This window comes from Amycolatopsis sp. cmx-11-32 (assembly GCF_047608695.1).
Classification (GTDB): Bacteria; Actinomycetota; Actinomycetes; order Mycobacteriales; family Pseudonocardiaceae; genus Amycolatopsis.
The window spans coordinates 38184-64157 of the sequence record NZ_JADNQN010000012.1; the positions used below are offsets into that span (position 1 = coordinate 38184).

At 67.3% G+C, this 25974-nt stretch carries 21 protein-coding genes; 16 read left to right on the plus strand and 5 right to left on the minus strand.

Annotated elements, in window-relative coordinates:
* The first annotated feature begins 364 nt into the window (after positions 1–364).
* From ACM6LR_RS29795 to ACM6LR_RS29845, 11 genes are all read left to right on the plus strand, one after another.
* Positions 365–1159 carry an MlaE family ABC transporter permease gene (locus tag ACM6LR_RS29795; protein WP_414944991.1) on the plus strand — a complete coding sequence of 265 codons (795 nt, stop codon included), beginning with the start codon at positions 365–367 and terminating at the stop codon, positions 1157–1159.
* Positions 1159–2010 carry an MlaE family ABC transporter permease gene (locus tag ACM6LR_RS29800; protein ID WP_414942115.1) on the plus strand — a complete coding sequence of 284 codons (852 nt, stop codon included), beginning with the start codon at positions 1159–1161 and terminating at the stop codon, positions 2008–2010. The genes ACM6LR_RS29795 and ACM6LR_RS29800 overlap by 1 nt, the downstream gene beginning before the upstream one ends.
* A complete protein-coding gene (locus ACM6LR_RS29805; protein WP_414944992.1) occupies positions 2007–3266 on the plus strand; it encodes an MCE family protein in 1260 nt (419 codons plus the stop codon). Before ACM6LR_RS29800 ends, ACM6LR_RS29805 begins: the two co-directional genes overlap by 4 nt.
* Positions 3263–4270, plus strand: coding sequence for an MCE family protein (locus ACM6LR_RS29810; protein WP_414942113.1), 1008 nt, complete (start codon positions 3263–3265; stop codon positions 4268–4270). The genes ACM6LR_RS29805 and ACM6LR_RS29810 overlap by 4 nt, the downstream gene beginning before the upstream one ends.
* The gene (locus ACM6LR_RS29815) at positions 4267–5256 is read left to right on the plus strand and encodes an MCE family protein (RefSeq protein ID WP_414942112.1); all 990 of its coding nucleotides are present in this window, start codon (positions 4267–4269) and stop codon (positions 5254–5256) included. The genes ACM6LR_RS29810 and ACM6LR_RS29815 overlap by 4 nt, the downstream gene beginning before the upstream one ends.
* Entirely contained in the window at positions 5253–6245 is a 993-nt protein-coding gene (locus tag ACM6LR_RS29820) for an MCE family protein (protein ID WP_414944993.1), read from the plus strand. Before ACM6LR_RS29815 ends, ACM6LR_RS29820 begins: the two co-directional genes overlap by 4 nt.
* On the plus strand, positions 6245–7300 hold the full coding sequence (locus ACM6LR_RS29825) for an MCE family protein (protein WP_414944994.1): 1056 nt from the start codon (positions 6245–6247) through the stop codon (positions 7298–7300). The genes ACM6LR_RS29820 and ACM6LR_RS29825 overlap by 1 nt, the downstream gene beginning before the upstream one ends.
* A complete protein-coding gene (locus ACM6LR_RS29830; RefSeq protein ID WP_414944995.1) occupies positions 7300–8493 on the plus strand; it encodes an MCE family protein in 1194 nt (397 codons plus the stop codon). Before ACM6LR_RS29825 ends, ACM6LR_RS29830 begins: the two co-directional genes overlap by 1 nt.
* Entirely contained in the window at positions 8478–8981 is a 504-nt protein-coding gene (locus ACM6LR_RS29835) for a hypothetical protein (protein ID WP_414944996.1), read from the plus strand. Before ACM6LR_RS29830 ends, ACM6LR_RS29835 begins: the two co-directional genes overlap by 16 nt.
* The gene (locus ACM6LR_RS29840; RefSeq protein ID WP_414944997.1) at positions 8978–9598 is read left to right on the plus strand and encodes a hypothetical protein; all 621 of its coding nucleotides are present in this window, start codon (positions 8978–8980) and stop codon (positions 9596–9598) included. Before ACM6LR_RS29835 ends, ACM6LR_RS29840 begins: the two co-directional genes overlap by 4 nt.
* A 62-nt stretch (positions 9599–9660) precedes the next feature.
* Positions 9661–10317, plus strand: a complete 657-nt coding sequence (locus tag ACM6LR_RS29845) for a hypothetical protein (RefSeq protein WP_414942106.1) — start codon at positions 9661–9663, stop codon at positions 10315–10317.
* Positions 10318–10984: 667 nt separating this feature from the next.
* Here ACM6LR_RS29845 and ACM6LR_RS29850 read toward each other — a convergent pair.
* Positions 10985–11902 (minus strand): RCC1 domain-containing protein, encoded by a 918-nt coding sequence (locus tag ACM6LR_RS29850; protein ID WP_414942105.1) that lies wholly within the window; start codon positions 11900–11902, stop codon positions 10985–10987.
* A 344-nt stretch (positions 11903–12246) separates the two neighbouring features.
* Between ACM6LR_RS29850 and ACM6LR_RS29855 the strand changes: the two genes are divergently transcribed.
* The 4 genes from ACM6LR_RS29855 to ACM6LR_RS29870 all read left to right on the plus strand — a co-directional run bounded on the left by ACM6LR_RS29855 (position 12247) and on the right by ACM6LR_RS29870 (position 15593).
* Positions 12247–12873 (plus strand): DUF6801 domain-containing protein, encoded by a 627-nt coding sequence (locus ACM6LR_RS29855; protein ID WP_414942104.1) that lies wholly within the window; start codon positions 12247–12249, stop codon positions 12871–12873.
* Positions 12874–12943: 70 nt separating this feature from the next.
* Positions 12944–13567 carry a DUF6801 domain-containing protein gene (locus ACM6LR_RS29860; RefSeq protein ID WP_414944998.1) on the plus strand — a complete coding sequence of 208 codons (624 nt, stop codon included), beginning with the start codon at positions 12944–12946 and terminating at the stop codon, positions 13565–13567.
* A 29-nt stretch (positions 13568–13596) separates the two neighbouring features.
* Positions 13597–14217, plus strand: a complete 621-nt coding sequence (locus tag ACM6LR_RS29865) for a DUF6801 domain-containing protein (RefSeq protein ID WP_414944999.1) — start codon at positions 13597–13599, stop codon at positions 14215–14217.
* A 17-nt stretch (positions 14218–14234) separates the two neighbouring features.
* A complete protein-coding gene (locus ACM6LR_RS29870) occupies positions 14235–15593 on the plus strand; it encodes a DUF6801 domain-containing protein (RefSeq protein ID WP_414945000.1) in 1359 nt (452 codons plus the stop codon).
* Positions 15594–15824: 231 nt separating this feature from the next.
* Here the strand turns inward: ACM6LR_RS29870 and ACM6LR_RS29875 are convergent, their stop codons facing one another.
* On the minus strand, positions 15825–17105 hold the full coding sequence (locus ACM6LR_RS29875) for a PucR family transcriptional regulator (RefSeq protein ID WP_414942100.1): 1281 nt from the start codon (positions 17103–17105) through the stop codon (positions 15825–15827).
* A 231-nt stretch (positions 17106–17336) separates the two neighbouring features.
* Positions 17337–18131, minus strand: coding sequence for an arginase family protein (locus tag ACM6LR_RS29880; RefSeq protein ID WP_414945001.1), 795 nt, complete (start codon positions 18129–18131; stop codon positions 17337–17339).
* A 112-nt stretch (positions 18132–18243) separates the two neighbouring features.
* On the opposite strand from ACM6LR_RS29880, the gene ACM6LR_RS29885 reads away from it, so the two are divergent.
* On the plus strand, positions 18244–21486 hold the full coding sequence (locus ACM6LR_RS29885) for an SNF2-related protein (protein WP_414945002.1): 3243 nt from the start codon (positions 18244–18246) through the stop codon (positions 21484–21486).
* 84 nt (positions 21487–21570) lie between these two features.
* Here ACM6LR_RS29885 and ACM6LR_RS29890 read toward each other — a convergent pair whose 3' ends face one another.
* Positions 21571–24948, minus strand: a complete 3378-nt coding sequence (locus ACM6LR_RS29890; protein ID WP_414945062.1) for a pyruvate carboxylase — start codon at positions 24946–24948, stop codon at positions 21571–21573.
* An 88-nt stretch (positions 24949–25036) separates the two neighbouring features.
* Positions 25037–25960, minus strand: coding sequence for a S8 family serine peptidase (locus ACM6LR_RS29895; RefSeq protein ID WP_414942097.1), 924 nt, complete (start codon positions 25958–25960; stop codon positions 25037–25039).
* Between the last annotated feature and the right edge of the window lie 14 nt (positions 25961–25974).

A 25974-nucleotide genomic window follows, 5' to 3' on the forward strand; every position in this document is an offset into this window, starting at 1 on the left:
GGCCGAAGGGCCGATCGAGGACCGCTCGAGAGTCTTGGACCCCCATGAGGGTGTGGCACCCACCGAACACTCGCCCTCAACCAACCCGGCCCCGCCGTCACATCCCCGAACACGAAAGAACCGACAAGACCCACACCCGCCTTTGTCACAAAGGGACAAGAATTCACCGGTTATCAGGACGTGACGTCTTGATCGCACCGAAGTTCTTGTCACCAAGCAGGCACGTGATTAGCGTACCGACCAGTAGCAAACCGCACGGTAACACCCTGTTGCCCCAATTCAACTATTCCGTTCCGCCATTCGGAGCAGAGGAATTGCGCAACCTGGGGTGTATTCGCCGTGCCCGGAAAACTGGAGGGTCGGCGTGGGCGTCCGGACTAACGCACCCTCATTTCCCGGTGCGAGTGCGCTCCGGGAGACCGGCAGGCTCTACTCACTCGCCCTCGACGTCGTCCGCCTGACTTTCCGGCGGCCGTTCCAGGCTCGTGAACTGATCCAGCAGTTCTGGTTCATCGCGAGTGTGTCGATCCTGCCGACGGCGTTGGTCGCGATCCCGTTCGGCGCGGTGATCGCGCTGCACATCGGCTCGCTGACCGCGCAGATCGGCGCGCAGTCCTTCACCGGCGCGGCCAGTGTGCTGGCGATCATCCAGCAGGCCAGCCCGATCGTGACGGCGTTGCTGATCGCGGGTGCAGGCGGGTCGGCGATGTGCGCGGACCTCGGGTCACGCACGATCCGCGAGGAGATCGACGCGATGGAGGTGCTCGGGGTCTCCCCGATCCAGCGCCTGATCGTGCCGAGGGTACTCGCCGCGATGGGGGTGTCGGCATTCCTCAATGGAATGGTCAGCGTGGTCGGCGTCCTCGGCGGCTATTTCTTCAACGTCATCATGCAGAACGGGACACCGGGTGCGTATCTGGCGAGTTTCTCCGCTCTCGCGCAACTGCCGGACCTCTGGATCAGCGAGATCAAGGCGGTCATCTTCGGTTTCGTCGCGGCGATCGTCGCGTCTTATCGCGGGCTCAATCCGAAAGGTGGCCCGAAAGGCGTCGGTGACGCGGTGAACCAATCCGTGGTGATCACGTTCCTGCTCCTGTTCCTGTTGAACCTCGTGCTGACGACGCTTTACCTGCAGCTCGTCCCGGCGAAGGGCAGCTGATGACCACGACGACACCCACCCGCGCGACACGGGTCCGCGAGGCCGTGGACCGCCGGTTCGGTTTCCTGGACACGCTCGGCGACCAGATCCTCTTCTTCCTCAAAGCGCTCGCCTGGGTGCCGCGCGCGATGCACCGCTACCTCCGCGAGATCACCCGTCTGCTGGCCGAAGTGAGCTTCGGCAGCGGCGCGCTCGCGGTCATCGGCGGCACGATCGGCGTGATGATCGGGATGACCGTGTTCACCGGCACGGTCGTCGGGCTCCAAGGCTACTCGGCGCTCAACCAGGTCGGCACGTCGGCGTTCGCCGGATTCGTTTCCGCCTACTTCAACACGCGTGAGATCGCGCCGCTCGTCGCGGGCCTCGCCCTGTCGGCGACCGTCGGCTGCGGATTCACCGCGCAGCTGGGCGCGATGCGGATCTCCGAGGAGATCGACGCGCTCGAAGTGATGGGCATCCCCAGTGTCCCGTACCTGGTGACCACCCGGATCATCGCGGGCTTCCTCGCGGTCATCCCGTTGTACGCGATCGGCCTGCTGACCTCGTATCTCGCGTCGCGCCAGATCACCGTCTGGTTCTACGGCCAGTCCGCGGGCACCTACGACCATTACTTCCTGTTGTTCCTGCCACCCGGCGACGTGCTTTGGTCGTTCGGCAAGGTGCTGGTGTTCAGTGTGGTGATCGTGCTCGCCCATTGTTACTACGGCTTTCGCGCGAGCGGCGGCCCCGCGGGGGTGGGCGTGGCGGTCGGCCGCGGGGTGCGGACCGCGATCGTGGCGGTCAGCGTGCTGGACTTCTTCCTCAGCCTCGCGATCTGGGGCGCGACCACGACGGTGCAGGTGGCCGGATGAGCCGGCGTGGGCTGCGCAAAGCCGGGGTCAGGACGGCCGGGGTGTTGTTCCTGGTGGTGATGTCCGCCTTCGTGCTGCTGTCGATCAAGATCTACCAGAAGGATTTCGTCGAATCGGTCCCGGTGACCCTGCGGGCGGACCGGGTCGGCAACCAGTTGCGCGTCGGCGGGCAGGTCAAGGCGCGGGGTGTGGTGGTCGGCGAGATCCGCGACGTCCGCGCGACGACGGCGGGCGCGGAGATCGACCTGGCCATGGAGCCCGGCAAGGTCTCCCAGCTGCCGAAGAACGTGTCCGCGCTCCTCGTGCCGAAGACTTTGTTCGGCGAACGCTACGTGCAACTGTCCATTCCGGATGGATCGACGGCCGAACCCTTGAGCTCGGGTGACGTGATCCCCCAGGACCGCTCGGCCAACGCGATCGAACTCGAGCGGGTCTTCGACAACCTGTTGCCACTGCTCAAAGCGGTGCAGCCGCAGAAACTCGCCACCACGCTGACCACGGTCGCCACCGCGCTGGAAGGCCGCGGCGACCAGATCGGCGACACCCTGGCCACCGCGGCGGACTACCTGAAGAAGTTCAACCCGAACCTCCCGGCGCTGAACGACAACATCCGCGACCTGGCTATGGTTTCGAAGCTATACGGCGACATCGCACCGGATCTCCTCGACGCGTTGAGCGCCTCGGCGGTCACGCTCGACACCGTCGAGGAGAAGCGGGCGGAACTGGCGACGGTGTACCAGCGGGTGACGTCGTCTTCCCAGCACATCACCACGTTCCTCACCAACAACCGCGCCAACATCATCGCCCTCGCCGCCGACAGCCGGGCACCGCTCGAGGTCGCCGCGAAGTACTCCCCGAGTTTCGCCTGCACGCTGGACGCGCTGGCCAAACTGAAGCCCCAGATGGACAAGGTGCTGGGCAAGGGCACCGACGAACCCGGACTGCACGCGGAGATCACCATCAGCCAGCCGCGCGAGAAATACGTGCCCGGCAAGGACGACCCGGTCTACAACGCCACCGGTGAACCGCGCTGCTATCCGTCGAACGGCCTGATGAGCCAGGGAATCGCCGCCGTCGGCAGCGATTCGATGCCCGGTACGGAAGGTGACCTCGGCTTGGCGAACTCGCCGCAGGAACGGGAACTGATCTCCACCCTGGTCGCGCCGTCGGCCGGTGTCCCGGCCAATCAGGTCCCCGCGTGGGGCAGCGTGCTCGTCGGCCCGCTCTACCGGGGCACGGAGGTGACCCTGCGATGAGGAACTTCGTGAGCCCCCTGATCAAGGGGCTGATCTTCGTCGTCGTCACGACACTGGCCACGGTGCTGCTGGCGGTGTCCATCACGAACACCGGCCTCGGCGACACCAAGACCTACAGCGCCAAATTCCTCGACGCGACTTCGCTGAACGTCGGTGACGACGTCCGGATCTCCGGCGTGCGGGTCGGCCAGATCGAGCAACTCGAGATCGCCGACCACAGCCTGGCCAGGATCAAGTTCACCCTCGACTCCCAGCGCAGGCTGCCCGCCGACGTGACCGCGGTGATCAAGTACCGCAACATGGTCGGTCAGCGCTACATCGCCCTCGAACGCGGCAAGGGCGCAGGCGAACTCCTCGAGCCCGGAGCGGAGATCCCGCTGGAGCGCACGACTCCCGCGCTCGACCTCACGGAACTGTTCAACGGCTTCAAACCGCTGTTCCAGGCGTTGTCCCCGAAGGACGTCAACCAGCTCTCCGGCGAGATCGTCCAGGTGCTGCAAGGCGAAGGCGGCACGGTGGAAAGCCTGCTGGCGCACACGGGTTCGCTGACCACCACCCTCGCCGGTCGCGACAAGGTCATCGGTGACGTGATCACGAATCTGGACACGGTGCTGAAGACCATCAACGGCAAGGGCGACGCACTGTCCACTTTGGTCTCCACGCTGCGGGAGCTGGTGTCCGGCCTCGCCGGAGACCGGACCGAGATCGGGGAAGCGATCTCCGGGATCGCGGACCTCACCACCGCCACGGCCGGTCTGCTCGAACAGGGCAGGAAGCCGCTCAAGGACAGCATCGAAGGTCTCGGCCTGCTCTCCGGTCAGCTGACGACCGACACCGGCAAGGCCGAAGTCGAGCGGGTCCTCACCGTCCTCCCGGGGAAGCTGAACGAATTGGGGCGGATCGGCTCCTACGGATCGTGGATGAACTTCTACCTGTGCTCGGCCGTCCTCCGGAGCACCCCTCCCCGCGGGGTACCGGCGACGGCGGAGAGGTGCACTTCGTGAAACCTTTCAAGGAACGGAACCCGATCGTCATCGGTCTCGTCGGCAGCGTCGTCGCCGCCGGGCTGCTGGCCGCGACGCTCAACTATCAGGACCTCCCGATCATCGGCTCCGGAACCACCTACCAGGCCGAATTCTCCGAGGCGGCCGGGTTGCAGACCGACGACGAGGTCCGGATCGCCGGGATCAAGGTCGGCGAGGTGAGCGACGTCGCACTGGCCGAAGACCATGTGGTGGTCAGCTTCCGGGTCAAGGACGCGTGGGTCGGCGACAAGACCGCCGCCGAGATCAAGATCAAGACCCTGCTTGGCCGGAAGTTCCTCTCGCTGCGCCCCACCGGCGAGACGGTGCAGAACCCGAAGCAGGTCATCCCGCGCACCCGGACCGTGACGCCCTACGACGTCACCGAGGCGTTCAACGGGCTGGCCGACACCGCGGGCGCGATCGACACCGACCAGCTCGCGGAGAGCTTCACCACGCTCAGCGACACGTTCAAGAACTCGCCAGAGCACATCCGGAAAGCACTCGACGGGCTGACGTCGCTGTCGAAGACCGTGTCCTCCAGGGACAACGAACTCGCCAGCCTGCTGTCGAACGCCCACGGTCTCACCACCACGCTCGCGAACTCGAACGACGACTTCGCCAAACTCCTTTCGGACGGCAACCTCCTGCTGACCGAACTGGACAACCGGCGGCAGGCGATCCACGACCTGCTCACCGGCACGAAAGACCTCGCCACCCAGCTTTCGGGCCTGGTGAAGGACAACAAGGACCAGCTCGGCGGCGCGCTCAGCCAGCTCGGAGAGGTGACCGACATCCTGCAGCGGCAGAACGACAATCTCGCCAAGAGCCTCGACCTCGCCGCGCCGTACTTCCGCGTGGTGAACAACTCGCTCGGCAACGGACGCTGGGTGGACGGCTACCTGTGCGGTCTCGTCCCGGAGAATCGGGACCCGTGCACCCCGAAGATGCCGGGAGGTGGCCGATGACCAGCAGATTCGTCACCCTGGCACTCGTGCTGGCGCTGACCGTCGTCGGCGGTCTCTGGTGGATCTTCTCCGGCAGCGGGCTCGACCGCGTCACCGTGTACTTCTCCCGCGCCGTCGGTGTCTACAGTGGATCGGACGTGCGGGTGCTCGGCGTCCGCGTCGGGCAGGTCGAATCGGTTACCCCGGAAGGGGAACAGGTCAAGGTCGTGCTGACCGTCGACGGTTCCACGCCGATCGCCGTCGACTCAGGCGTCCTGGTCGTGGCACCGAGCGTGGTGGCCGACCGGTACGTCCAGTTCACCAAGCTCACCCGCTCCGGGAACCGGCTGGGCGACGGCGCGGTGATCCCCGTCGAACGTACCGGCACGCCGGTGGAACTCGACCAGCTCTACTCCAGCCTCGACACCCTCGCCAAGGCGCTCGGGCCCAAGGGGGCGAACGCCGACGGCGCGCTCTCGGAACTGCTGCGCACCGGCGCGAAGAACCTGCAGGGCAACGGCAAACCGTTCAACGAGTCGGTGCGCAATTTCGCCGACCTCGCCAGGACCCTGTCCGGGAATTCGGAGAGCCTGTTCGCCACCGTCGACGAACTGCAGCGGTTCACCTCGATGCTGGCGACCAACGACCGGAACGTCAGCGAGGTCAACAAGCAGCTCGCCTCGGTCACCGGCACCCTCGCCCGGAACAAGGACGAACTCGCCGGCGCGCTCAACGGTCTCGGCGGCGCGCTGGCCGAGATCCAGAAGTTCATCCGCGACAATCGCGCGCTGATCAAGTCCAATGTGGACAAGCTCGCGGTGACCACCGGGACACTGGTCGACAAACGCGCCGCGCTGGCCGAAACCCTCGACACGATCCCGCTGGCGGTGACGAACGTGCTCGAGGCCGTCGACCCGAAGACCGGGAAACTGCAGAGCCGCGGCAACCTGCTCGAATACGCCCCGCTCCCGCTGCCTCCCACCGGTGACACCTACGTCGGGGGGCGATGATGACCAGGAAACGCGCCATCGCCGTGCTCGCCGCCTGCTGCGTCGCGCTCACCGGCTGTTCCGGTGATTTCAAGGGCGTCTACGACCTGCCGCTTCCCGGTGGCGCGGACATCGGCGACCATCCGTACCGGGTGACCGTGCAGTTCGCCGACGTGCTCGACCTGGTCCCGCAGGCCGCGGTAAAGGTGGGCGACGTCCCGGTCGGCCGCGTCGAGACGATCCAGCTCGGCGAAGACGGCTGGACGGCCGAAACCGTCCTGGTGGTCAACGGCGACGTTCTCCTGCCCGCCAACGCCATCGCCCGGCTGCGGCAGTCCAGCCTGCTCGGTGAGAAGTTCATCGAACTCGCGCCGAGCGCGGCGAAAGCCGAAGGCAGACTGGGCGAGGGCGCGACCATCCCCGTCGCGAGCACGAACCGCAACCCCGAGTTCGAGGAGATCTTCGGCGCGCTGTCCCTGCTGCTCAACGGTGGTGGCATCGGCCAGCTGCAGACCATCAACCGCGAACTGTCGAAGGTGATGGACGGCAACGAGGAGGAGATCCGCTCGTTCCTGTCCACTGTGGAGCAGTTGGTGGCCAACCTTGACACGCACCGCACCGACATCACTTCGGCGCTCGACGGGCTCAACCACCTCTCGACGACACTGGCCAACCGGAAGAAGCAGGTCGAAGGCGCGCTCACCGACCTCACCCCTGGTCTGCGGAGCCTCTCCGATCAGCGCACCCAGCTGGTCTCGATGCTGCAGGCGCTGGACCAGCTCTCCGGCGTCGGCGTCGACGTGATCAAGAAGAGCCGCGACGATCTCGTCGCCGATCTGACCGCGCTCGCGCCGATCCTCAAACGGCTGGCCGACGCCGGCGAGAGCCTGCCCCAGTCGCTGGAGATCCTGCCGACGTTCCCGTTCACCGACGCCGTGCGAGAGGGGATCAAGGGCGACTACCTGAACGTCTACGCCTCCCTCATCCCGGGACCGGGCGTCGAACTCCCGCCTCCGGGCGAAGGCGTCCCGCCGGGTCTCCCGACCTTGCCGCTGCCCTCCTCCGGAGGTAGCTGATGCTCACCGCCCGTGTCCGGATCCAGGTGATCGCGTTCGTCATCATCGCGTTGGCCACGACGGCGTTCGTCGGGGCCAGCTACGCGGGGCTCGACCGTCTCTTCGGGGCGAGCGGGTACACCGTGAAACTCGCGCTGACCGACGGGGGCGGCCTGTTCACCAACGGCGAGGTGACCTACCGCGGCGTCGCCGTCGGCCGGGTCGGCGAACTGCGGCTCACCGCCGGTGGCATGGAAGCGGATCTGCTGATCGACGACGACGCGCCGCGGATCCCCGCGAATTCACGGGCGGTCGTGGCGAACCGGTCCGCGGTCGGCGAGCAGTTCGTCGACCTGCAACCGCGGACCGGCGACGGCCCGTTCCTCGCCGAAGGTTCGGTCATCCCGCGTGAGGCGACGAGCGTGCCGCTGCCGGTGCAGCACCTGCTGACCGACCTGGACTCACTGACCGCGTCCGTGCCGACCGATGACCTGCGGATCGTGGTCGACGAACTCGACAACGCCCTACGTGGTTCCGGCGCGGACCTCCAGGTGCTGCTCGATTCCACCACCGACTTCACCAAGCAGGCCGCGAACCACCTGCCGCAGACGGAGAAACTGCTGACCGACGGCGCGACCGTGCTGAAGACCCAGGTCGACTCGTCGCAGGCGTGGCGGCAGTTCAGCGACAACGCCAAGCAGTTCGCCGAACAGCTGTCCCGTTCGGACGGTGACCTCCGCACCTTGATCGCGACCGCGCCCGAAGCGGCGACCCAGATTTCCGGGCTGCTGCGGGACAACGAACCGGGTCTGCCGATCCTGCTGGCGAACCTGCTCACCACCTCGCAGGTGTTCTCCGCGCGCACCGACGGCCTGCGGCAACTGCTGATCAACACCCCGAAGGCGGTATCGGCGGTCGACGCGTCGGTCGACGACAAGTCCGGGAAGATCGAGCTGGTCCTGACCTTCTTCGACCCGATGCCGTGCACCAAGGGCTACGGGGACACGAAGATCCGCGACAGCAGGGACCTCTCGGCCCTGCCGTTCAACACCGGTGCCGCGTGCACGCTCGAAAAGGGCAACCCGAGTTCGGTCCGCGGTTCGCAGAACGCGCCGAAGGGCGGCGTCCCGCCCGCCGCCGTCCCCGGCGGGTTCGGCGCCGACGGCCAGCCGACGTCCACCAGCCTCGAGGAGATGTTGTGGCTGCGCAACTGAAGATCGCGATCGCCGTGTTCGTCGCGGCCTGCGCGTTCGCGGGATGGGCCGGGTACACCTGGTTCACCGCGACGGGTTCCGAGGCCGTTGCCTACGGGAACTCGCGTGACGAAGCGCTGAAGACCGGACGTGAACTCGTCGCCCGGCTGACCAGCCTCGACCACCATCGGATCGACCAGGGCATCGCCGACTGGCTCGCCGCGTCGACCGGTCCGCTGCGCGATCAGCTCGGCAAGACCGACGACGTGACGAAGCAGACGCTGACCAAGAACGCGACGGTCTCGACGGGCAAGGTGCTCGACGCGGCGATCAGCGAACTGGACGACCACGCGGGAACGGCCAAGCTGCTGGCCTCGGTGGAGATCACGATGGCGCGGGAGGGCGCGGCGCCGACGACGAAGCGCAACCGGTTCGCCGCCGGGATGACCCGGACCGGCGAAGGCTGGAAGCTCAGCGCGCTCGACCAGCTCCCGGTGGGTGCGCGATGACCGCCACGGCCGATACCGACGCGAACGCCGTCACCGAACCCGCCCCCACCCCCGAGCCCGCAGTCGAAACCGCAGTCGAAACCGAGACCGAGGTCGTCACCGAGCAGCCGTCCCGACGGCTGAAAACCTCGCTGATCCTGCTGGTCGCGGCCGCCGTACTGGTGGCGGCGGGAGCCTGGTTCACGCTGGAGGCGAGGTCGATCTCGGCGGCGCCGTCGGCGGCCAACACCGCGCTCACCGATGTCGGCGCGACGGCCGAGGTGAACTCCGCGGTGACGGTGGCGCTCAACAAGGTCTTCTCCTATTCCTACGACCGGACCGACGTCACCGAAAAGGCGGCCGCTTCGGCGCTGAGAGGTAAGGCGCTGGAGTCGTACAACCTGTTGTTCGCCCAAGTCAGGGAAAAGGCTCCGGCGCAGAAACTCGTCCTCACTACCCGCGTCTCCTCATCCGCCGTCCAAGAACTCGACGGCGGCAAAGCACGACTGCTGGTATTCCTCGATCAAGCGGCGACCCGGGCCGACAACAATTCTTCGACGACGGCCGCTGCCCAGCTTTCGGTCACCGCCGAACGCGAAGGCGACGGCTGGGTCATCACCGACCTCATACCCCGGTGACAAACCGGGCATTCCCCCTTTCGTCCGCGTTATAAAACAGGAGAGAAAACGAGGAGAATCCCATGTTCGGTCGAACGCGCCCGAAAACCGCCCGTCGCCGTCTCGGCACGGTCGTCGCGCTCACCTCCGCGATCGCCGTGGCGGGCAGTCTCGCCGCCACCCCCGCCCTCGCGGACGACCCGGTGGAGATCCCGGTGTCCTACACCGTCACCGGGAAGACCGTGGTCAAGAAGACCGGCGGCTCCCTCGACCTTGGCCCCGGCCAGCTCGACGGCGCCCTGGTCATCGACGGTGACAACGTCGGGATCCGAGGCAATCTGTCCTTACCGCCCTCGACAGCGAACATTTCGCTGGTCTCGGGCGTCTTCAAGATCAAGGCCCGAGTGCGGATCGAGCCGACCGGCCCGGTCACCGGCACGCTGGCCAACGGCGATCTGACCACCCGTTCGCAGGCGAACATGCTGATCGACAACATCGTGGTCGGCCTGTTCTGGCCGGTCATCCCGCTCCCGACGGCGCCGAAGGCCTGCAAGACGGTCACCCCGCTCGACCTGACCCTGGTGTCGAAGAACGTGGACCTGTTCGCCGAGACGATTCCCTCGTCGGGTGTGTTCACCATCCCCGAGTTCAAGGACTGCTTCATCAACGACCTCGCGTTGGGCGCGTTGATCTCCGGTCCAGGCAACACGATCAACCTGAACATGAAGTCGAACGTCTAGGCAACCCTCAGGCCCCCTTGCCCGCGCGTAGGTCAGGGTCCCGGCAAAGTCGCGGAGCTGCTGGTCAGCGCTGCTGGTGGTAATCCGGGCTTGGCATCGCTAATGCCTGCAAGGGCCGAGCGGGGAGGATTCAGGTCGTTCAACGTCCGAAATCTTCCCCGCTCGGGCGTGTGCCGGGGGGCAAGTCCCGGAACCTCTGTTGACCCGTCTTTACCTCCACGAGACCCACCCCCTGCGTCCCAGGCGCGCCGTTTGCCTTCACCTGCTGCGCATCGCTTCCGGGATCAAGGTGAGCGTTGTGGTGGCCGCCGTGAAGGGTTCCTTCCCTACTCGCAAGGTAGGAAAGGAGGCCTTCGCGGACCTGCTGGTCAGCACTGCTGGCGGTGATCCGGGCTTGGTATCGCTAGTGCCTGCACGCCCGAGTGGGGAGGATTTCGGACGGTGAACGTCCCAAATCCTCCCCACTCGGGCGTGTGCCGGGGTTCTTGGCGGAGACCTGCCCCTGAACCTTTGTTGACCAAGTTCCGCGACCGGTGTGACCCCGCGACGAAGAGCCGCCTGACCTGCAAGACCTCGACTTCGCCGGGCCCCTGACTCTCAAGGTAGGGAAGGGGCTTTCACGGGCCTGCGATCGTCCTTACCACTCACGAGACCCACCTCACCGTGATCAGCAGAACTGCGGCGCGCTCGGATCGACCAGCGCGACGCCGGTGCCGTCACCTGCGGAAACGGCGTAGACCGGGGCACAGGCACCGGAGAACTTCCACATGTCCATCGGCGGTTCCGAGCTGGTGTCCCGGCTCTCCTGCTTCAGGTTGCTACCCCAGGCGAAGACGCTCCCATCGGCCTTCAACGCCACGTTGTGGTTGAAGCCCGCATCGATGGCGACGACGCCCGACTGCGCCTCGGGCGGCACCGAAGCCTGACCGTAAGTGTTGTCACCCCAGGCGATGACGCCGCCGTTCTTCAACGCGATGCTGTGGCGGAACCCGCCCGAGATCGCCGTCACCCCGGAGGTCGCCGCCGCCGGCACGGTGATCTGGCCCTTCACGTTGCTGCCCCACCCGAGCACGCCGCCGTTCTTGAGCGCCAGGCCGTGATCGACACCCGCGGAGATCGCGGTGACCCCCGAGGAAACCGTCGCGGGGACGGCGGTCCGCGACCCCCAGCTCAGCACGCCCCCGTTCTTGAGCGCAAGGTTGAAGTAAGCGCTGGTGGAGATCGCGGTGACCCCTGACTTGGCGGCCGCCGGGACCACGTTCTGGCCGTAGAAGCCGTTGCCCCAGGCGATGACGCCGCCGTTCTTGAGCGCCAGTTCGTGCGCCCAGCCCGCCGCGATCGCCGAGACTCCCGAGGTGGCCGCCGCCGGAACGGTGACCTGGCCGTAGTTGTCGTTGCCCCAGGCGATCACACCGCCGTCCTTGAGGGCCAGATGGGTGAGCCCGCCCGCGGAGACCGCGCTCGCGCCGAACGCCGAGGGAGGAACGGTGCCCTGCCCTTGCTGGTAGTCGTTGCTCCCCCACGGCCGCGGTTCGCCGGTGGGCGCGGCTTGGGCGATGCCGGAAAGGGAAACCGTGGCGATCATTACGGCTATCGTGGTAGTCGTCACGCGCCGTGTCGCGGTTCGTCGATTGACAGAAGCCATGCGGGAAATATTAACCCGGCTCCGCCGATCGGCGGCTTCTTTGTCATCCACGGACAAACTTCATAATCGCATTCAGCGCGCGCTGACAAGAAAGAACGGGTTCCGCACCCACTCCGAAACATGTCGACATGAATCCTTGTTACGTACATAACTCGCGGGTAACCTCGGTTTACCCCACCACCGAGAAAGTCGCTCGAGTCGAGCATAAAAGATCAAAAAAATCGCCGAAAGGCGCATGGGGAAAGCTGCCCGAGACGTAAACTGGATCAAAGGAGATGACAGGTATGTCCCGCAGACTTGGCAAGTTGTCAGCCGGTGCCGCCACCACCGGCATCGTGTTCGGCGCCATCGCCCTGCTCACCGCCGGCACGGCCGCCGCCCTCGCCCCCTACACGACGGGCAAAGTCGCGTACATGTGCAACTTTCCCGCCATCGGCCAGCAGCAACTGGACGTGACGGCCAAGTTCGACGGGCCGGCTTCGGTCGCGTCGGGCGGCACCTTCACGCCGTCGAACATCACGGGTACCGCGACGATCAGCGCCACCATCAACGCGCTGCTCAACAGCGCCAACTACGACGGCGTCCGCGGCAAGGTGAACATGCCGGTCACCGTCACCAACGCCACCCCCGCTTCGGCGACGGTGGCGAACCTCAACGTCCCGACACAGATCAACCCGTACGTGCCGGGACCGCGGACGTTCAACATCGCCCAGGACGCGGGCACCGGTGTTCCCACGTTCACCGCCGGCACGCCCGGCTCCGCGACGGCCTCCCTCGGCACCACGATCAGCGCGCCGCTGGAGTTCCACAAGAAAGACGGTTCCTGGACCGCCTGGAGCTTCAACTGCACGGTGAAGAACACCAACCCGGCACAGAACCGGGCGTTCAGCCCGTCCATCACCATCACCTGATGAACCACCCGTGCGGGGCGGGGACGCCCGCCCCGCACGGTCTTTACCGCCGGTCACGAGAGGAACCCCTATGGGACAGCAGGTTCGCCTGATCCGCCGGGCAGGCGTGGCCTCCGTCATCATGATCAGCGCGGTTTCCACACTCACGGCCGCACCGGCCATGGCCGGCACGTCCTTCGCCACGGGGGCCATCGCCTACATGTGCGGCACTCCGTTCGGCCAGCAACCGCTCGAAGTCAGGATGAACTTCACCGGCCCCGGTTCAGTGGCCGCGGGTGGCACCGTCACCCCGACCGGAATCACCGGGAGCTTCGTCTTCGACGCCACGCTCAACGCCGTGCTCTACGCCTCCAACCGGGACGGCCTTCGCGGGACGGTGACCACACCGGTCACCGGGACGAACGTCACTCCGGCTTCGGTGGCCGTGACGAACCTGAGGATTCCCGAACAGGTCCCGCCGTACGTTCCAGGGCCGCGCACGGTCCAATTCGTCCAGGACGCGAGCACCGTCGTTCCCACCTTCGGGACGAGCACACCCGGCCAGGCGGTCATCTCGCTCGGTCCCACGCTCCGCATCGACGCCGATTTTCACCTGAGGGACGGATCGTGGAGCCCCTGGACGGGTAACTGCACCGTGAAGAACACGAACCCGGCACAGAACCGCGCGTTCAGCCCGGCGATCACGATCAACTGACCGTCAGCGTCGGCGCGAGAGGAATCCTTGTGGGACAGCAGGTTCGCCGGGCAGGCATGGTTTCCGTCATCGTGTCCGGCGTGGCCTCCCTGCTCACCACCGGGCAGGCCTCGGCCGCCACCTCGCACGCGACCGGAACCGTCGTCCACCTGTGCGGTTTCCCCATGATCGGACAGCAACCGCTCGACATCACGGCGAAGTTCGACAGCCCGGGCCCGGTAGCGGCGGGCGGCACCTTCACCCCGGCGGCGATCGCAGGCACCGCGACCTTCAACGCCATCCACAACGCGACGATCTTCAGCGCCGCCAACTACGACGGCCTCCGCGGCAAGGTGACCGCGCCGCTGACCACGACGAACACCACGCCCGCTTCGGCGACCGTCACCGGACTGGACATGCCCGAGCAGATCACCCCGTACGTGCCAGGGCCTCGCACGGTCGGCTTCACGCAGAACGCGGCCACCATCGTCCCCACTTTCACGGCGGGTGCCCCCGGCGAGGCGACCGTCGCGCTCGGCACCACGTTCAAACTCGAAGTCGATTTCCACAAGAGGGACGGCACCTGGACCCCGTGGACGCTCAACTGTACGGTCAAAAACACCGACCCGGCACAGAACCGCGCGTTCGCCCCGGCGATCCCCGTCGTTTGACGCGAGAGGAAACCCAGATGACGCAGCAGGTTCGCCGGACACTCGGGAGGCTTCCCGTGCTGGCGGGAGTGATCCTGCTCGCGGGCGTGAACGGTGCGCTGGCCTCCTCGGCGGCGACCGATCCGACGGTCCCGCCGAAGGCGCCGCTGCAGGGGGCCTCCCCCGCGCGCCAAACTCTGGCGAACACCTGTGTCTTCCCGGATCCGGTCGGCGCACGTCCGGTCACCATGGACGTCCATGCCACCCTGCCCAAGGTCGTCCAAACCGGAAAGCCGGTGCAAGTCAAGGACTTCTCTCTCACCTTCACTCTCGGCGAGGGAGCACTGGGCGCGCTCACCGAGGTGGCGGGCACGGCGACGATCGAGCTCACGGCAGCCCGCGAGGACAAGAAGTCCCAGATTCCGGTGACCCTCGAGATCCCGGCGACCAAGGTGCCCGCCGCCGGTGAGCTGAAGCTGGTCGCGACGGGCAAGGTTCCCGACATCGTGGCGACCCGCTCCGGCGAACTCCGGCTCACCACGGGCGCGCCGTCCCTCGCGCTGACCGCGGAGCAGGCGGACGCGCCGCCAAAACCGGTCAGCTGCACGCAGGCCCCGGATCAGGACACCAAGCTGGGCAGCGTCACCCTGCTGGAGATGGGCGTCGCGAGACCGAAGACCGACAAACCCGGGCAGAAGGCAGGCGCCGGAGCGCACGCCGCGAACGAAGATCCGCCGCCGGACGCCGTGTTCCCCCTGCAGCCCTTCGAGTCGCAAGGCACGTCGTCGGTGGAGAAACTGGGGGCGTTCGTCCGGCTGACCCCCTCGTTCATCTTCAACGCCTTCTACTATCTCTACCCCGCGCCTCCCCATCGCAGCACCGGCTCCACGATCTTGCCGCCGAGCAAGATGACCTTCCTCGGCTTCGGTTTCGTCCCGATCAACGGGACGATGGAGCTTCTGCCGACCGACTACAAAACCGGCAACACCGTCCTCGACGTCGAGACCATGTTGCATGGGGACACCACGACGACAGCCATCGCACGGATCGAACTCTTCGGGAAACTGAGAGACATCACCATCAACGGCGTCCCCCTCGATGTCGGGGCCAACTGCATGACCAGCGAACCGATCGTGTTGAACCTGCGCGGGCCGAATTGGAACGCGTTCACCGGCGGTGTGCTGCGTACCGATCGGCACGATCCAGACCCCGCCTTCAGGGGCTTCACCCTGCCCAAGTTCTCCGGCTGCGGGGTCAAGGAGGACCTCGACTCCCTGCTGAGCGGAATGGGGTCAGGACCGGGGAACCAGGCGTGCATCGGGGTCAACCAGGTAGGCCTTCCTTGGGAGGCCGAACGCAAGTGCCCGAACACGGACCCGCCGGTGGGGCGCCGCTGACCTGGCTCGCGCGAGTGTCATGAAAGGGGCTTTCAGGACGTTTCGTCCCGAAAGCCCCTTTCTGACACCCAGCTGGCTAGTGTCCCGAGATCCTGCATGCTTGACGTGCGGTACGCGTGATCAGACGGCGATCTCACGTGATTGGACGGCGATCTCACGTGCATGCGTGAGATCGCCGTCCAATCACACGAGATCGCCGTCCAATCATGTGTAAGACTTACAGGACATGGACTACGACCCGCTCGGCGTCCACTGTGGACTCTTGCGCGGCACCGGAAGCACGTCCGGCAACGCGTAACCGGCCGGCGCCGAGGCGGGAGCGACCCCGGCCCGCAGCGCGAGTTCCATCTCGAACCGTGCCCCCGGGTCGCGCAGGTGCTTGCCGAAGGTCGCCTGTAGCTGCCGCATGCGGTATCGCACGGTCTGCGGGTGGACCTGGAGCCGCTCGGCGATGTCGACGACGTTGCCCTGGCTGTCGAGCCAGGCGCGAAGGGTTTCGAGCAGCCGTTCCTGCTGTTTCCCGGTCATCTCGGCGAGCGGGGCGAACAGGCGGTCGCGCAGCTGGCAGGTCAGCGCGGAGTCGGCGTTCACGAGCAGCGTCGCGAGGTGTTCTTCGGCGCGGATCACCCGGCGTGCCGGGATGATCCCGCGTTCGGAAAGGTGCAGGGCGTCGCGCGCCCAGCGCAGCGCGTCGGCGACGGAGTCGAGTGGACGGCACGGGCCGATCGACAGCCGGTAGTCCGGCAGCGCGGCCTGCAGGGTGGTCAGGCGCGCGGCGGAGATCTCGCCGGGTACGAGCAGACGCGGTTCGGCACAGTCGAGTTCGGCGAGGACGTCCGAATCGACCACGTTGTGCCGCCGAGGTCTGACGGTGTCGTTGACCGGGTGCAGCACGACCGGGGTCGCGCGCTCGGGCACCGTCCAGCCGGTCAGCTGCGCGAGTTCCGCGATCGCCTTCGTCGGCGCGGGCGGGGTTTCCAGCACCAGGTGCAGCAGTTTCCGGCGCCAGGTGTCCAACGCGCCCGCCGTACGCGCCTTCGCCTCGAGATACCCGTCGAGCGCGACGGACGCGAGTTCGTCCATGAACGCGAGCATCGTGTCGGCCAGTTGCGACATCACGGCGGACGAAAGCCCGCTGCGGCGGCCGACGCGCATCATGCGCCGCCACGAGACGCGTGCGCCGACGCGATAGGCGGACTGCAGGGTGTCGAGGCTGCGGCCTTCCCGCATCTCGTTCTGCCCGAGCCGATGGTGGACCTCGTGGGACTGTTCCTTCGAGACGGTGGGCTCCGCGATCTGGGCGACGAACAGCGTGATCGCGTACTCGACACCCGCGCGGATCGACTTGCCGTACGGCCCGTCGAGCGGACGCGCGTACGCGGGGATGGTCGCCCGGATCTCGTCGACGATCTCGTTGGCGAGACTGCCCAGTTCCGGCCTCAGGATGTCGGCGAGTTTGCGCGGCAGCGCAGCCGGAGACGGAGTGTGTTCGATTCCGCGCTCCAACGACATCGCAGCTCCTTTGCTCCGCCCAGCGTCCGCGCACCGCACAATCGTCGTGAGGTGACAACGAACACATCGCGCACTAGCTCGTAAATGTGTCACCTTCCGCAGAAGAAACCGATTTCTTGTCACCATCGTGACAAATTCACGGGTCATCCCTGAATTTTGATGACAAGTGCCCGGCAAACGCCTCGCGCGATACGTACGAACGGCCGAAGCGGAGTCAGCCGTGACGGAGCGTCACTGCTTTCCGGTGAGCAAATCCCCGAGGGCTTCGAGCACGGGCTCGAGCACGCGTACCTCGGTGCCCGCGCATTCGGTGATCCCGGCGCCTACGACTTCGAAGCCGCTCAGCCCGCGAAGCATCGCCACCAGACGCTCGATCGTCAAGCCACCGGGCTCCGGGTAGTTCAGGCCGTCGAACTCCCCCGGGTCGAGCACGTCGAGGTCGAGGTGGACGTACACCTTGTCCGCGCCGGCCAGTCCGGCGGCGGTGTCGGCGGACTCGACCACCAGGCCCCGGTCGACCACGGCCTGCTCTGCCTCGTCGAAGACCCGCGTCCCGGCGAGGACGACACGACCTGGTTCGACCGGCGGGTTCGCGGCGAAGTCCGGATCACCCTCGCCGAGCAGCGAACGCAGCACCATGCCGTGGAACGCGCCCGACGGCGACGTCGCCGCGGTGTTGAGATCCGCGTGCGCGTCGAACCAGGCGACGCCGAGACCAGGGCCGAAGCGATAGCGCGCGACCCCGATCGGGACGAGTTCGACACCGCAGTCACCGCCGATGGTGAGCACCGGCCCGCCCGGCGCCTCCAGCGCGGCGAGCTGCGCCACCCGGTTCGCTCCGATGAGGACGGCACGGTTGGCGACGCCGTCGACGACCGGCGAGGTCTCGCGGTTCTGCCGGATGTGGTGCACCGGCACGCCAAGGACGTGGCCCGCCAGCTCGGCGAGCGCGACGCAGCCTTCGGGCAACTCCGGCGCACGCTCGGTCAGCGCGCCCTGAAACTGGGGTACGGCGTTGATCAGCACCCGCGACACAGTAGTGCGCCCCAGGAGCCACAGAAACCTCTTGTATCACTGAGCCGGATCCCCACCGGCGGGTCGGGCGGGGCAGGCGAACGGCGGCCGATATCTTGCCGTGATGCAGCGGGTGGTTTTCGATGGTCAGCCCTCAGACGTCGAGCGGGTCGTCGGGAGGACCTCCTACGCCAGGGGCCGCGCCTACGCGCGAAACGGCCACGTGCTCACCATGGCCTGGGATTCGAAGCTCGGCGTCCTCACCGGGCAAGTAAGCGGCAGGGGCGCGGTCTACGAGACCATGGCGGACTTCGGCGACCGACGCGAGACCTTCGAGGCGGGTAGCTGCACCTGCCCGGTCGGCTACAACTGCAAACACGTCGCGGCCCTGGTCCTGACCGCGATCGGCTCCCGCCCGGTTCGAGAAGCCAAGCCGAAGGTCCCCGCCTGGGAGTCGGTGCTGCGGCCGCTGCTCGGCACGGAACCGAAGACCGCGTCCGGCACCATACCGATGGCACTCGAGCTGACCGTCGTTCCCGGCTCGCGGAACCAGCGCGGCAGGCAGGGGCACACGCCGGCGCGGCTTTTCGCCAAACTGATGCAGCCGGGTAAGAAAAAGGGCTGGGTCAGTGGCAACCTGGCCTGGCACTCCGTCGGTTACCTCGGCTATCAAGGCCTCGACCCCACGCACGTGCGCATACTCAACGAGCTGTACGCCCTGTATCAGGCCGGAGGCTACGGCTATCAGTCCTATCAAGCCAAAACGATCGACCTGTGCTCGTTCCAGAGCGGGCGGCTCTGGCCGATCCTGGAGGAGGCACGGGCTGCCGGGTTACGCCTGATCCACTCGCACAAACACCTTGGCGACGTCGTCCTCGCCGAGGGCGCCGAGTACTCGTTGGACGCCATCCAAGCCACGGCGTCCGGGTCACTCTCCATCACGCCTGCCCTCACCGTCGGCGGATACCCGGTCGACGCCGTTCCGCTCGGTTTCTTCGGAACCGAAGGCCATGGGCTGCTGTACAACGAACGCGCGGACGCCGAGGCGGAACCCGATCCCACCCGCCGTCCGCTTCGGCTGGCACGGCTCGCCACGCCCGCCCCTCAGGCACTTCAGCAGCTGGTGCTCGCCAACGAGCGGATCGCGATTCCAGCAAAGCAGGTGACCAGGTTCCGCGAAAGCTACTACCCGCGGCTGCGTCATATCGCGCCGATGATCTCCTCCGACGAGTCGTTCGTCCCTCCGGTGATCTCCGATCCGAAACTGAGGCTGAACGCCGCCTACGGGTCGGGGCACTCGGTCGACCTCAGCTGGGAGTGGACCTACACGGTCGGGGACTCCCTGCTGCACGTCCCGTTGAACCAGGCGGAACAATCGGACAGCGGGTACCGCGACCTCGCCAAGGAAACCGAAATCCTGGCCGGGCTCGACCTCGCCTTAATCTCGAACCAGCCGAAAACTTTGCGTGGCAACGAAACCCTCCACTTCACCACGGAATCGCTGCCGCTGCTCGCGGACCGGCCGGAAATCGACGTCGAGATCAGCGGCGACCCCGCCGACTACCGCGAGGTGAGCGACACGCTGTCGATCGGCGTGTCCACCGAAGAGATCCACGGCGAGACAGACTGGTTCGACCTCGGCATCACGATCACCGCCGAGGGCCGCGAGGTCCCGTTCACCGAGGTGTTCCTGGCTCTGGCCGCGGGGCATCCCCATCTGTTGCTGCCGGACGGCGCCTACTTCTCCCTGGAGAAGGCCGAACTGCGGACCTTGCGCACCCTGATCGAAGAAGCGCGCGCCTTGCAGGACTCGCCTGGCGACCCGCTGCGGATCAGCCGGTACCAGGTCGGTCTCTGGGACGAACTGGCCGCGCTCGGCGTCGTCGGCCGCCAGGCGAAGCAGTGGCAGCGCCAGCTCGACGCGCTGCGCTCGGTCGACACCGTCGACGTCGTCGAACCGCCGGACACACTCGACGCGACCCTGCGCCCGTACCAGCTCGATGGGTTCCGCTGGCTGACTTTCCTGTGGAGGTTTCAGCTCGGCGGCATCCTCGCGGACGACATGGGGCTCGGCAAGACACTGCAGTCGCTGGCGCTGATCTGCCACGCCAAGCAGCAGGACCCCGATCTCCCACCGTTCCTGATCATCGCGCCGACCAGCGTCGTGTCGAATTGGGCTGCCGAATCGGCGCGGTTCTCCCCTGGACTGAACGTGGTGGCGATCTCGGACACCGCGCGACGCCGGGGTACGGCCCTCGACGAGATCGCCGAGGGCGCGGACCTCGTCGTCACCTCACATACCTTGTTCCGGCTCGACTTCGACGATTACGCCGCACTGTCCTGGTCGGGGCTGATCATGGACGAAGCGCAGTTCGCCAAGAACCACCACTCGCGGATCTACCAATGCGCGCGAAGGCTGCCGGCACCGGTCAAGCTCGCGATCACCGGCACCCCGATGGAGAACAGCCTGATGGAACTGTGGTCGCTGCTGTCGATCACCGCGCCGGGCCTGTTCCCCCACCCCACGCGGTTCGCCGAGTTCTACGCGCGCCCGATCGAGAGGGACGGCGACACCGACCTGCTCGCCCAGCTGCGACGGCGGATCAAACCGCTGATCACCCGTCGCACCAAGGAACAGGTGCTCACCGATCTGCCCGCGAAACAGGAGCAGATCCTCGAAGTCGAGCTGCCGCCGCGGCACCGCAAGATCTATCAAACGCATTTGCAACGGGAACGGCAGAAGGTGCTCGGCCTGATCGACGACCTCAACCGGAACCGGTTCACCATCCTCCGCTCCTTGACTCTGCTTCGGCAGCTGAGCCTGCACGCCGGGCTGGTGGACGAGAAGCACCGGAATCTCGCCAGTGCCAAGGTCGACGCCCTCCTCGAACAACTCGGCGACGTCGTGGCCGGGGGGCATCGGGCGCTGGTGTTCAGTCAGTTCACCGGGTTCCTCGACATCGTTCGCACCCGGCTGGACGCCGAAGGTGTCGAATACTGCTATCTCGACGGGAAGACGCGGAACCGGGCGTCGGTGCTCAAGAGATTCAAAGAGGGAACGGCGCCGGTGTTCCTGATCAGTCTCAAAGCGGGCGGGGTCGGGCTGAACCTGACCGAGGCGGACTACTGTTTCCTGCTCGACCCGTGGTGGAACCCGGCGACCGAAGCACAGGCCGTGGACCGGACGCATCGCATCGGGCAGACCCGCAACGTGATGGTCTATCGCCTCATCGCCAAGGACACCATCGAAGAAAAGGTGATGGCGCTCAAGGAGAAGAAGGCCGAGCTGTTCGCCGGTGTGATGGACGACGGCAACGCGTTCGGTGGCTCACTCGACGCCGACGACATCCGCGGCCTGTTCGGCTGAGCTGAAGGGGACTTTCCCCTCGTAAGACGCGACGAAGGGGCCCTTCACCGCATCGCATGCGGTGAAGGGCCCCTTCGGCTCACGTCACTCCAGGACCAGCAGCAGGTCTCCGCCTTCGACCTGCTGGACGGCGTTGATCGCGCGCCGCGACACCTTGCCGCCCGTGGAAGCGGTGATCGAGGCCTCCATCTTCATCGCCTCGATGGTCGCGACCGTCGCACCCGCCTCGACCTCGTCGCCCTCGGACACCTGCAGTGTGACCACGCCCGCGAACGGCGCGGCGACCTGCTTCGGATCGGACTTGTCGGCCTTCTCCGTCGCCGGGATGTCCGACGCGATCGAGGTGTCGCGGACCTGGATCGGGCGCAACTGGCCGTTGAGGGTGGACATCACCGTGCGCAGACCGCGCTCGTCGGCCTCGCCGATGGCCTCCAGCTCGATCAGCAGCCGGACACCCTGCTCCAGGTCGACCGAGTACTCCTCGCCAGGGCGCAGCCCGTAGAAGAAGTCCTTCGACGGCAAGACCGAAGTGTCACCATACTGCTCGCGGTGCGCCTCGAAGTCCTTCGTGGGCCCGGGGAACAGCAGCCGGTTCAGCGTCGAACGCCGGTTCTCGGCCAGCCCCTGGCGGTCCTCTTCGGACAGTTCCTGCACCGGCTTCGGCTTCGCGCGGCCTTCGAGGGCCTTGGTGCGGAACGGCTCCGGCCAGCCACCGGGCGGGTCGCCCAGCTCACCGCGCAGGAAGCCGATCACCGAGTCGGGGATGTCGAACTTGTTGGGCTCCGCCTCGAAGTCCTCCGGCGAAACGCCGGCGCCGACGAGGTGCAGCGCGAGGTCACCGACCACTTTGGACGAAGGCGTGACCTTCACCAGATGTCCGAGGATCCGGTCCGCGGCCGCGTACATCGCCTCGATGTCCTCGAACCGCTCGCCGAGGCCGAGCGCGATCGCCTGCGTGCGCAGGTTCGACAGCTGCCCGCCCGGGATCTCGTGGTGGTACACGCGCCCGGTCGGCGACGCGAGACCGGCCTCGAACGGCGCGTAGATCTTGCGCACGCTCTCCCAGTACGGCTCCAAGTCACCGATGGCCTGCAGGTCCAGCCCGGTCGGCCGGTCCGAGTGGTCGGTGGCGGCGACCAGTGCCGACAGCGACGGCTGCGAGGTCGTGCCCGCCATGGAGGCGACGGCGCCGTCGACGGCGTCCGCCCCCGCCTGGATCGCGGCGAGGTAGGTGGCCAGCTGCCCACCGGCCGTGTCGTGCGTGTGGATGTGCACCGGGAGGTCGAACTCCTTGCGCAGCGCGGAAACCAGTCGTGCCGCCGCCGGTGCCCGCAGCAGGCCCGCCATATCCTTGATGGCCAGGACGTGCGCCCCCGCGCCGACGATCTGCTCCGCCAGCTTGAGGTAGTAGTCCAAGGTGTACAGCTTCTCGGCCGGATCCGAAAGGTCCGAGGTGTAGCAGAGCGCCACCTCGGCGACCGCGGAACCGGTCTCGCGGACGGCTTCGGTCGCCGGGCGCATCTGCTCCACGTCGTTGAGCGCGTCGAAGATCCGGAAGATGTCGATACCGGTCGCCGTCGCCTCCTCGACGAAGGCGTGGGTCACCTCGGTGGGGTACGGCGTGTAGCCGACGGTGTTGCGGCCTCGCAGCAGCATCTGCAGGCAGATGTTCGGCACCGCTTCCCGCAGCTTCGCCAGCCGCTCCCACGGGTCTTCCGCCAGGAAGCGAAGGGCGACGTCGTAGGTCGCGCCGCCCCAGCACTCCAGCGAAAGCAGCTGCGGCGTGGTCCGCGCGACGACCGGCGCGACGGCGAGCAGGTCCTTCGTCCGCACGCGGGTGGCGAGCAGCGACTGGTGCGCGTCACGGAAGGTGGTGTCGGTGACACCGATGGTCGGCGACTCCCGCAGCCAGCGGGCGAAGCCGTCCGGGCCGAGTTCGGTGAGCTTCTGCTTCGAGCCGGGCGCCGGTTCGAGGTCCTTGGGCAGCTTCGGCAGCTTGACCTGCGGTTCGAGGGTGCGCGGACGCTCGCCGTGCGGCTTGTTGACCGTCGTGTCGGCGAGGTAGGTCAGCAGCCGCGTCCCACGGTCGGCCGAGTGGCGCGCGGTGAGCAGATGCGGGCGCTCCTCGATGAACGAGGTCGTGACGCGGCCTTCGCGGAAGTCCGGGTCGTCGAGGACGGCCTGCAGGAACGGGATGTTCGTGGCCACCCCGCGGATCCGGAACTCGGCGACGGCACGGCGGGCGCGGCCGACGGCGGTCTGGAAGTCACGGCCACGGCAGGTGAGCTTCACCAGCAGCGAGTCGAAGTGCGCGCTGATCTCGGTGCCGGAGAACGCGGTCCCGCCGTCGAGGCGGATACCGGAGCCGCCGGGCGAGCGGTACGCGCTGATCATCCCGGTGTCCGGGCGGAAACCGTTGGCGGGATCCTCGGTGGTGATGCGGCACTGCAGGGCGGCGCCGCGCAGGTACACCTTGTCCTGCGAGAGCCCGAGGTCGTCGAGTGTCTCGCCGGAGGCGATACGCAGCTGCGACTGGACGAGGTCGACATCGGTGACCTCCTCGGTCACCGTGTGCTCGACCTGGATCCGCGGGTTCATCTCGATGAAGACGTGGTTGCCGTCCTTGTCGAGCAGGAACTCGACGGTGCCGGCGTTGCGGTAGCCGATCTGGCGGGCGAACTTCACCGCGTCGGCGCAGATCTGATCCCGCAGTTCGGACGGCAGGTTCGGCGCCGGGGCCAGCTCGATGACCTTCTGGTGCCGTCGCTGGACCGAGCAGTCGCGCTCGAAGAGGTGGATCACGTTGCCCTCGCCGTCGGCGAGGATCTGGACCTCGATGTGGCGGGGCTCGACGACGGCCTTCTCGATGAACACCGTCGGGTCGCCGAAGGCCGACTCGGCCTCGCGCGCGGCGGCCTCGATGGACTCGCGCAGCACCGCCGGGTCACCGACGCGGCGCATCCCGCGTCCGCCACCGCCGGCGACGGCCTTCACGAAGACCGGGAAGCCGATCTTCTCGGCCGCGGCGATCAGCGCGTCGATGTCGGAGGACGGCTCGGAGGAGCCCAGCACCGGAACCCCGGCCTCGCGAGCGGCCTTGACCGCGCGGGCCTTGTTCCCGGTCAGCTCGAGGATGTCCGCGCTCGGCCCGACGAAGGTGATGCCCTCTTCCTCGCACGCGCGCGCGAGGTCCGGGTTCTCGGAGAGGAAGCCGTAGCCGGGGTAGACGGCGTCCGCGCCCGCCTTCTTGGCGGCCGCCACGATCTCCTCGACCGACAGATAGGCCCGCACCGGATGACCGGGTTCGCCGATCTCATAGGCCTCGTCGGCCTTCAGCCGGTGGAGCGAATTGCGGTCTTCGTGCGGGAACACAGCCACCGTGCCCGCGCCGAGCTCGAATCCGGCGCGGAACGCGCGGATGGCGATCTCACCCCGGTTGGCGACCAGTACCTTGCGGAACATGCCGGTCCTTCCCATCTTCGGATCGGTAGGTGGGGCACGTTACCTGCTCGGTCTCGGACGGCGGGAGTTGTTGCCCAGGTGATGGACGTCATCCCCGCCCGAGTTGCGCGCCAGGACTCTGGAGCAACCGGTTCGCCGTGCCCGCGTGGACACCGGTCAGCACGTCGGCCGAAGCGAGGTCCACGAGCACCTTCGTGACGTCCGTCGCCGAGACCGCGGGGTGCAGGGCGCGGTACAGCGCGGCCACCCCGGCGACGTGCGCGGCGGCCGACGAGGTCCCGCTGAGCAGCCTGCCGCCGCTGCCGCCGACGTTGGGTCCCGGCACGTCCACGCCGGGAGCGAACAGGTCGACGACCTGGCCCTGATTCGATGTCGGGTCGATCCGGTCACTCGCGTCGGTCGAGCCGACGGTGAGCGCCTCGGCCACCCTGGCGGGTGAGAACTGCCCCGCGTCGGTGGCCTCGCCGCCCGCCGGAAGGGCGACCGGGACGACCGCCGCGAGCGCGCGGACGGCGGCGTCGAGCCGGTCGTTGGGCGCGCCGCCGATGCCGAGGACGGCGACCGCGGGCTGCCGTGCGTTCTGCGTCACCCAGTCGATACCCGCGATGATCTTGTTCATCGACCCGCCACCCTGCGCGTCGACCACCCGGACCGGGACGATCTGCGCGCCCTTCGCGACGCCGAACGTCCTCGACGCGGCGACGCCCGCCAGGTAGGTGCCGTGGCCGTTGGTGTCGGAGGTGTCCGTGCCGCCGTCGAGGAAGTCCTTACCGGGCTTCACCCGTCCGACGAAGTCCGGATGCGCCGCGTCGACGCCGCTGTCGATCACGTAGACGGTGACGTCCTTGGCGTCGGTCTCGTAGTGATAGAGCTGATCCAGGCCCGTTCGCTGGTCGATCCGGTCCAGCCCCCAGTTCGGCGGGTTCTGCTGGACTTCCGTCGCGGAGGCGGGCTGCGCCAGAAGCACCACGAGGGGCAGCGCGGCCATGACCCGTACCAGTCGAATGATCATGCCTCGGGCCTACG

Bases quoted from the DNA above. Each gene is read 5' to 3' on its own strand.
- ACM6LR_RS29800 (WP_414942115.1), top strand. From the start codon at position 1,159: ATGACCACGACGACACCCACCCGCGCGACACGGGTCCGCGAGGCCGTG.
- ACM6LR_RS29805 (WP_414944992.1), top strand. From the start codon at position 2,007: ATGAGCCGGCGTGGGCTGCGCAAAGCCGGGGTCAGGACGGCCGGGGTG.
- ACM6LR_RS29810 (WP_414942113.1), top strand. From the start codon at position 3,263: ATGAGGAACTTCGTGAGCCCCCTGATCAAGGGGCTGATCTTCGTCGTC.
- ACM6LR_RS29820 (WP_414944993.1), top strand. From the start codon at position 5,253: ATGACCAGCAGATTCGTCACCCTGGCACTCGTGCTGGCGCTGACCGTC.
- ACM6LR_RS29825 (WP_414944994.1), top strand. From the start codon at position 6,245: ATGACCAGGAAACGCGCCATCGCCGTGCTCGCCGCCTGCTGCGTCGCG.
- ACM6LR_RS29830 (WP_414944995.1), top strand. From the start codon at position 7,300: ATGCTCACCGCCCGTGTCCGGATCCAGGTGATCGCGTTCGTCATCATC.
- ACM6LR_RS29840 (WP_414944997.1), top strand. From the start codon at position 8,978: ATGACCGCCACGGCCGATACCGACGCGAACGCCGTCACCGAACCCGCC.
- ACM6LR_RS29845 (WP_414942106.1), top strand. From the start codon at position 9,661: ATGTTCGGTCGAACGCGCCCGAAAACCGCCCGTCGCCGTCTCGGCACG.
- ACM6LR_RS29850 (WP_414942105.1), bottom strand. From the start codon at position 11,902: ATGATCGCCACGGTTTCCCTTTCCGGCATCGCCCAAGCCGCGCCCACC.
- ACM6LR_RS29855 (WP_414942104.1), top strand. From the start codon at position 12,247: ATGTCCCGCAGACTTGGCAAGTTGTCAGCCGGTGCCGCCACCACCGGC.
- ACM6LR_RS29860 (WP_414944998.1), top strand. From the start codon at position 12,944: ATGGGACAGCAGGTTCGCCTGATCCGCCGGGCAGGCGTGGCCTCCGTC.
- ACM6LR_RS29870 (WP_414945000.1), top strand. From the start codon at position 14,235: ATGACGCAGCAGGTTCGCCGGACACTCGGGAGGCTTCCCGTGCTGGCG.
- ACM6LR_RS29875 (WP_414942100.1), bottom strand. From the start codon at position 17,105: ATGTCGTTGGAGCGCGGAATCGAACACACTCCGTCTCCGGCTGCGCTG.
- ACM6LR_RS29885 (WP_414945002.1), top strand. From the start codon at position 18,244: ATGCAGCGGGTGGTTTTCGATGGTCAGCCCTCAGACGTCGAGCGGGTC.
- ACM6LR_RS29890 (WP_414945062.1), bottom strand. From the start codon at position 24,948: ATGTTCCGCAAGGTACTGGTCGCCAACCGGGGTGAGATCGCCATCCGC.
- ACM6LR_RS29895 (WP_414942097.1), bottom strand. From the start codon at position 25,960: ATGATCATTCGACTGGTACGGGTCATGGCCGCGCTGCCCCTCGTGGTG.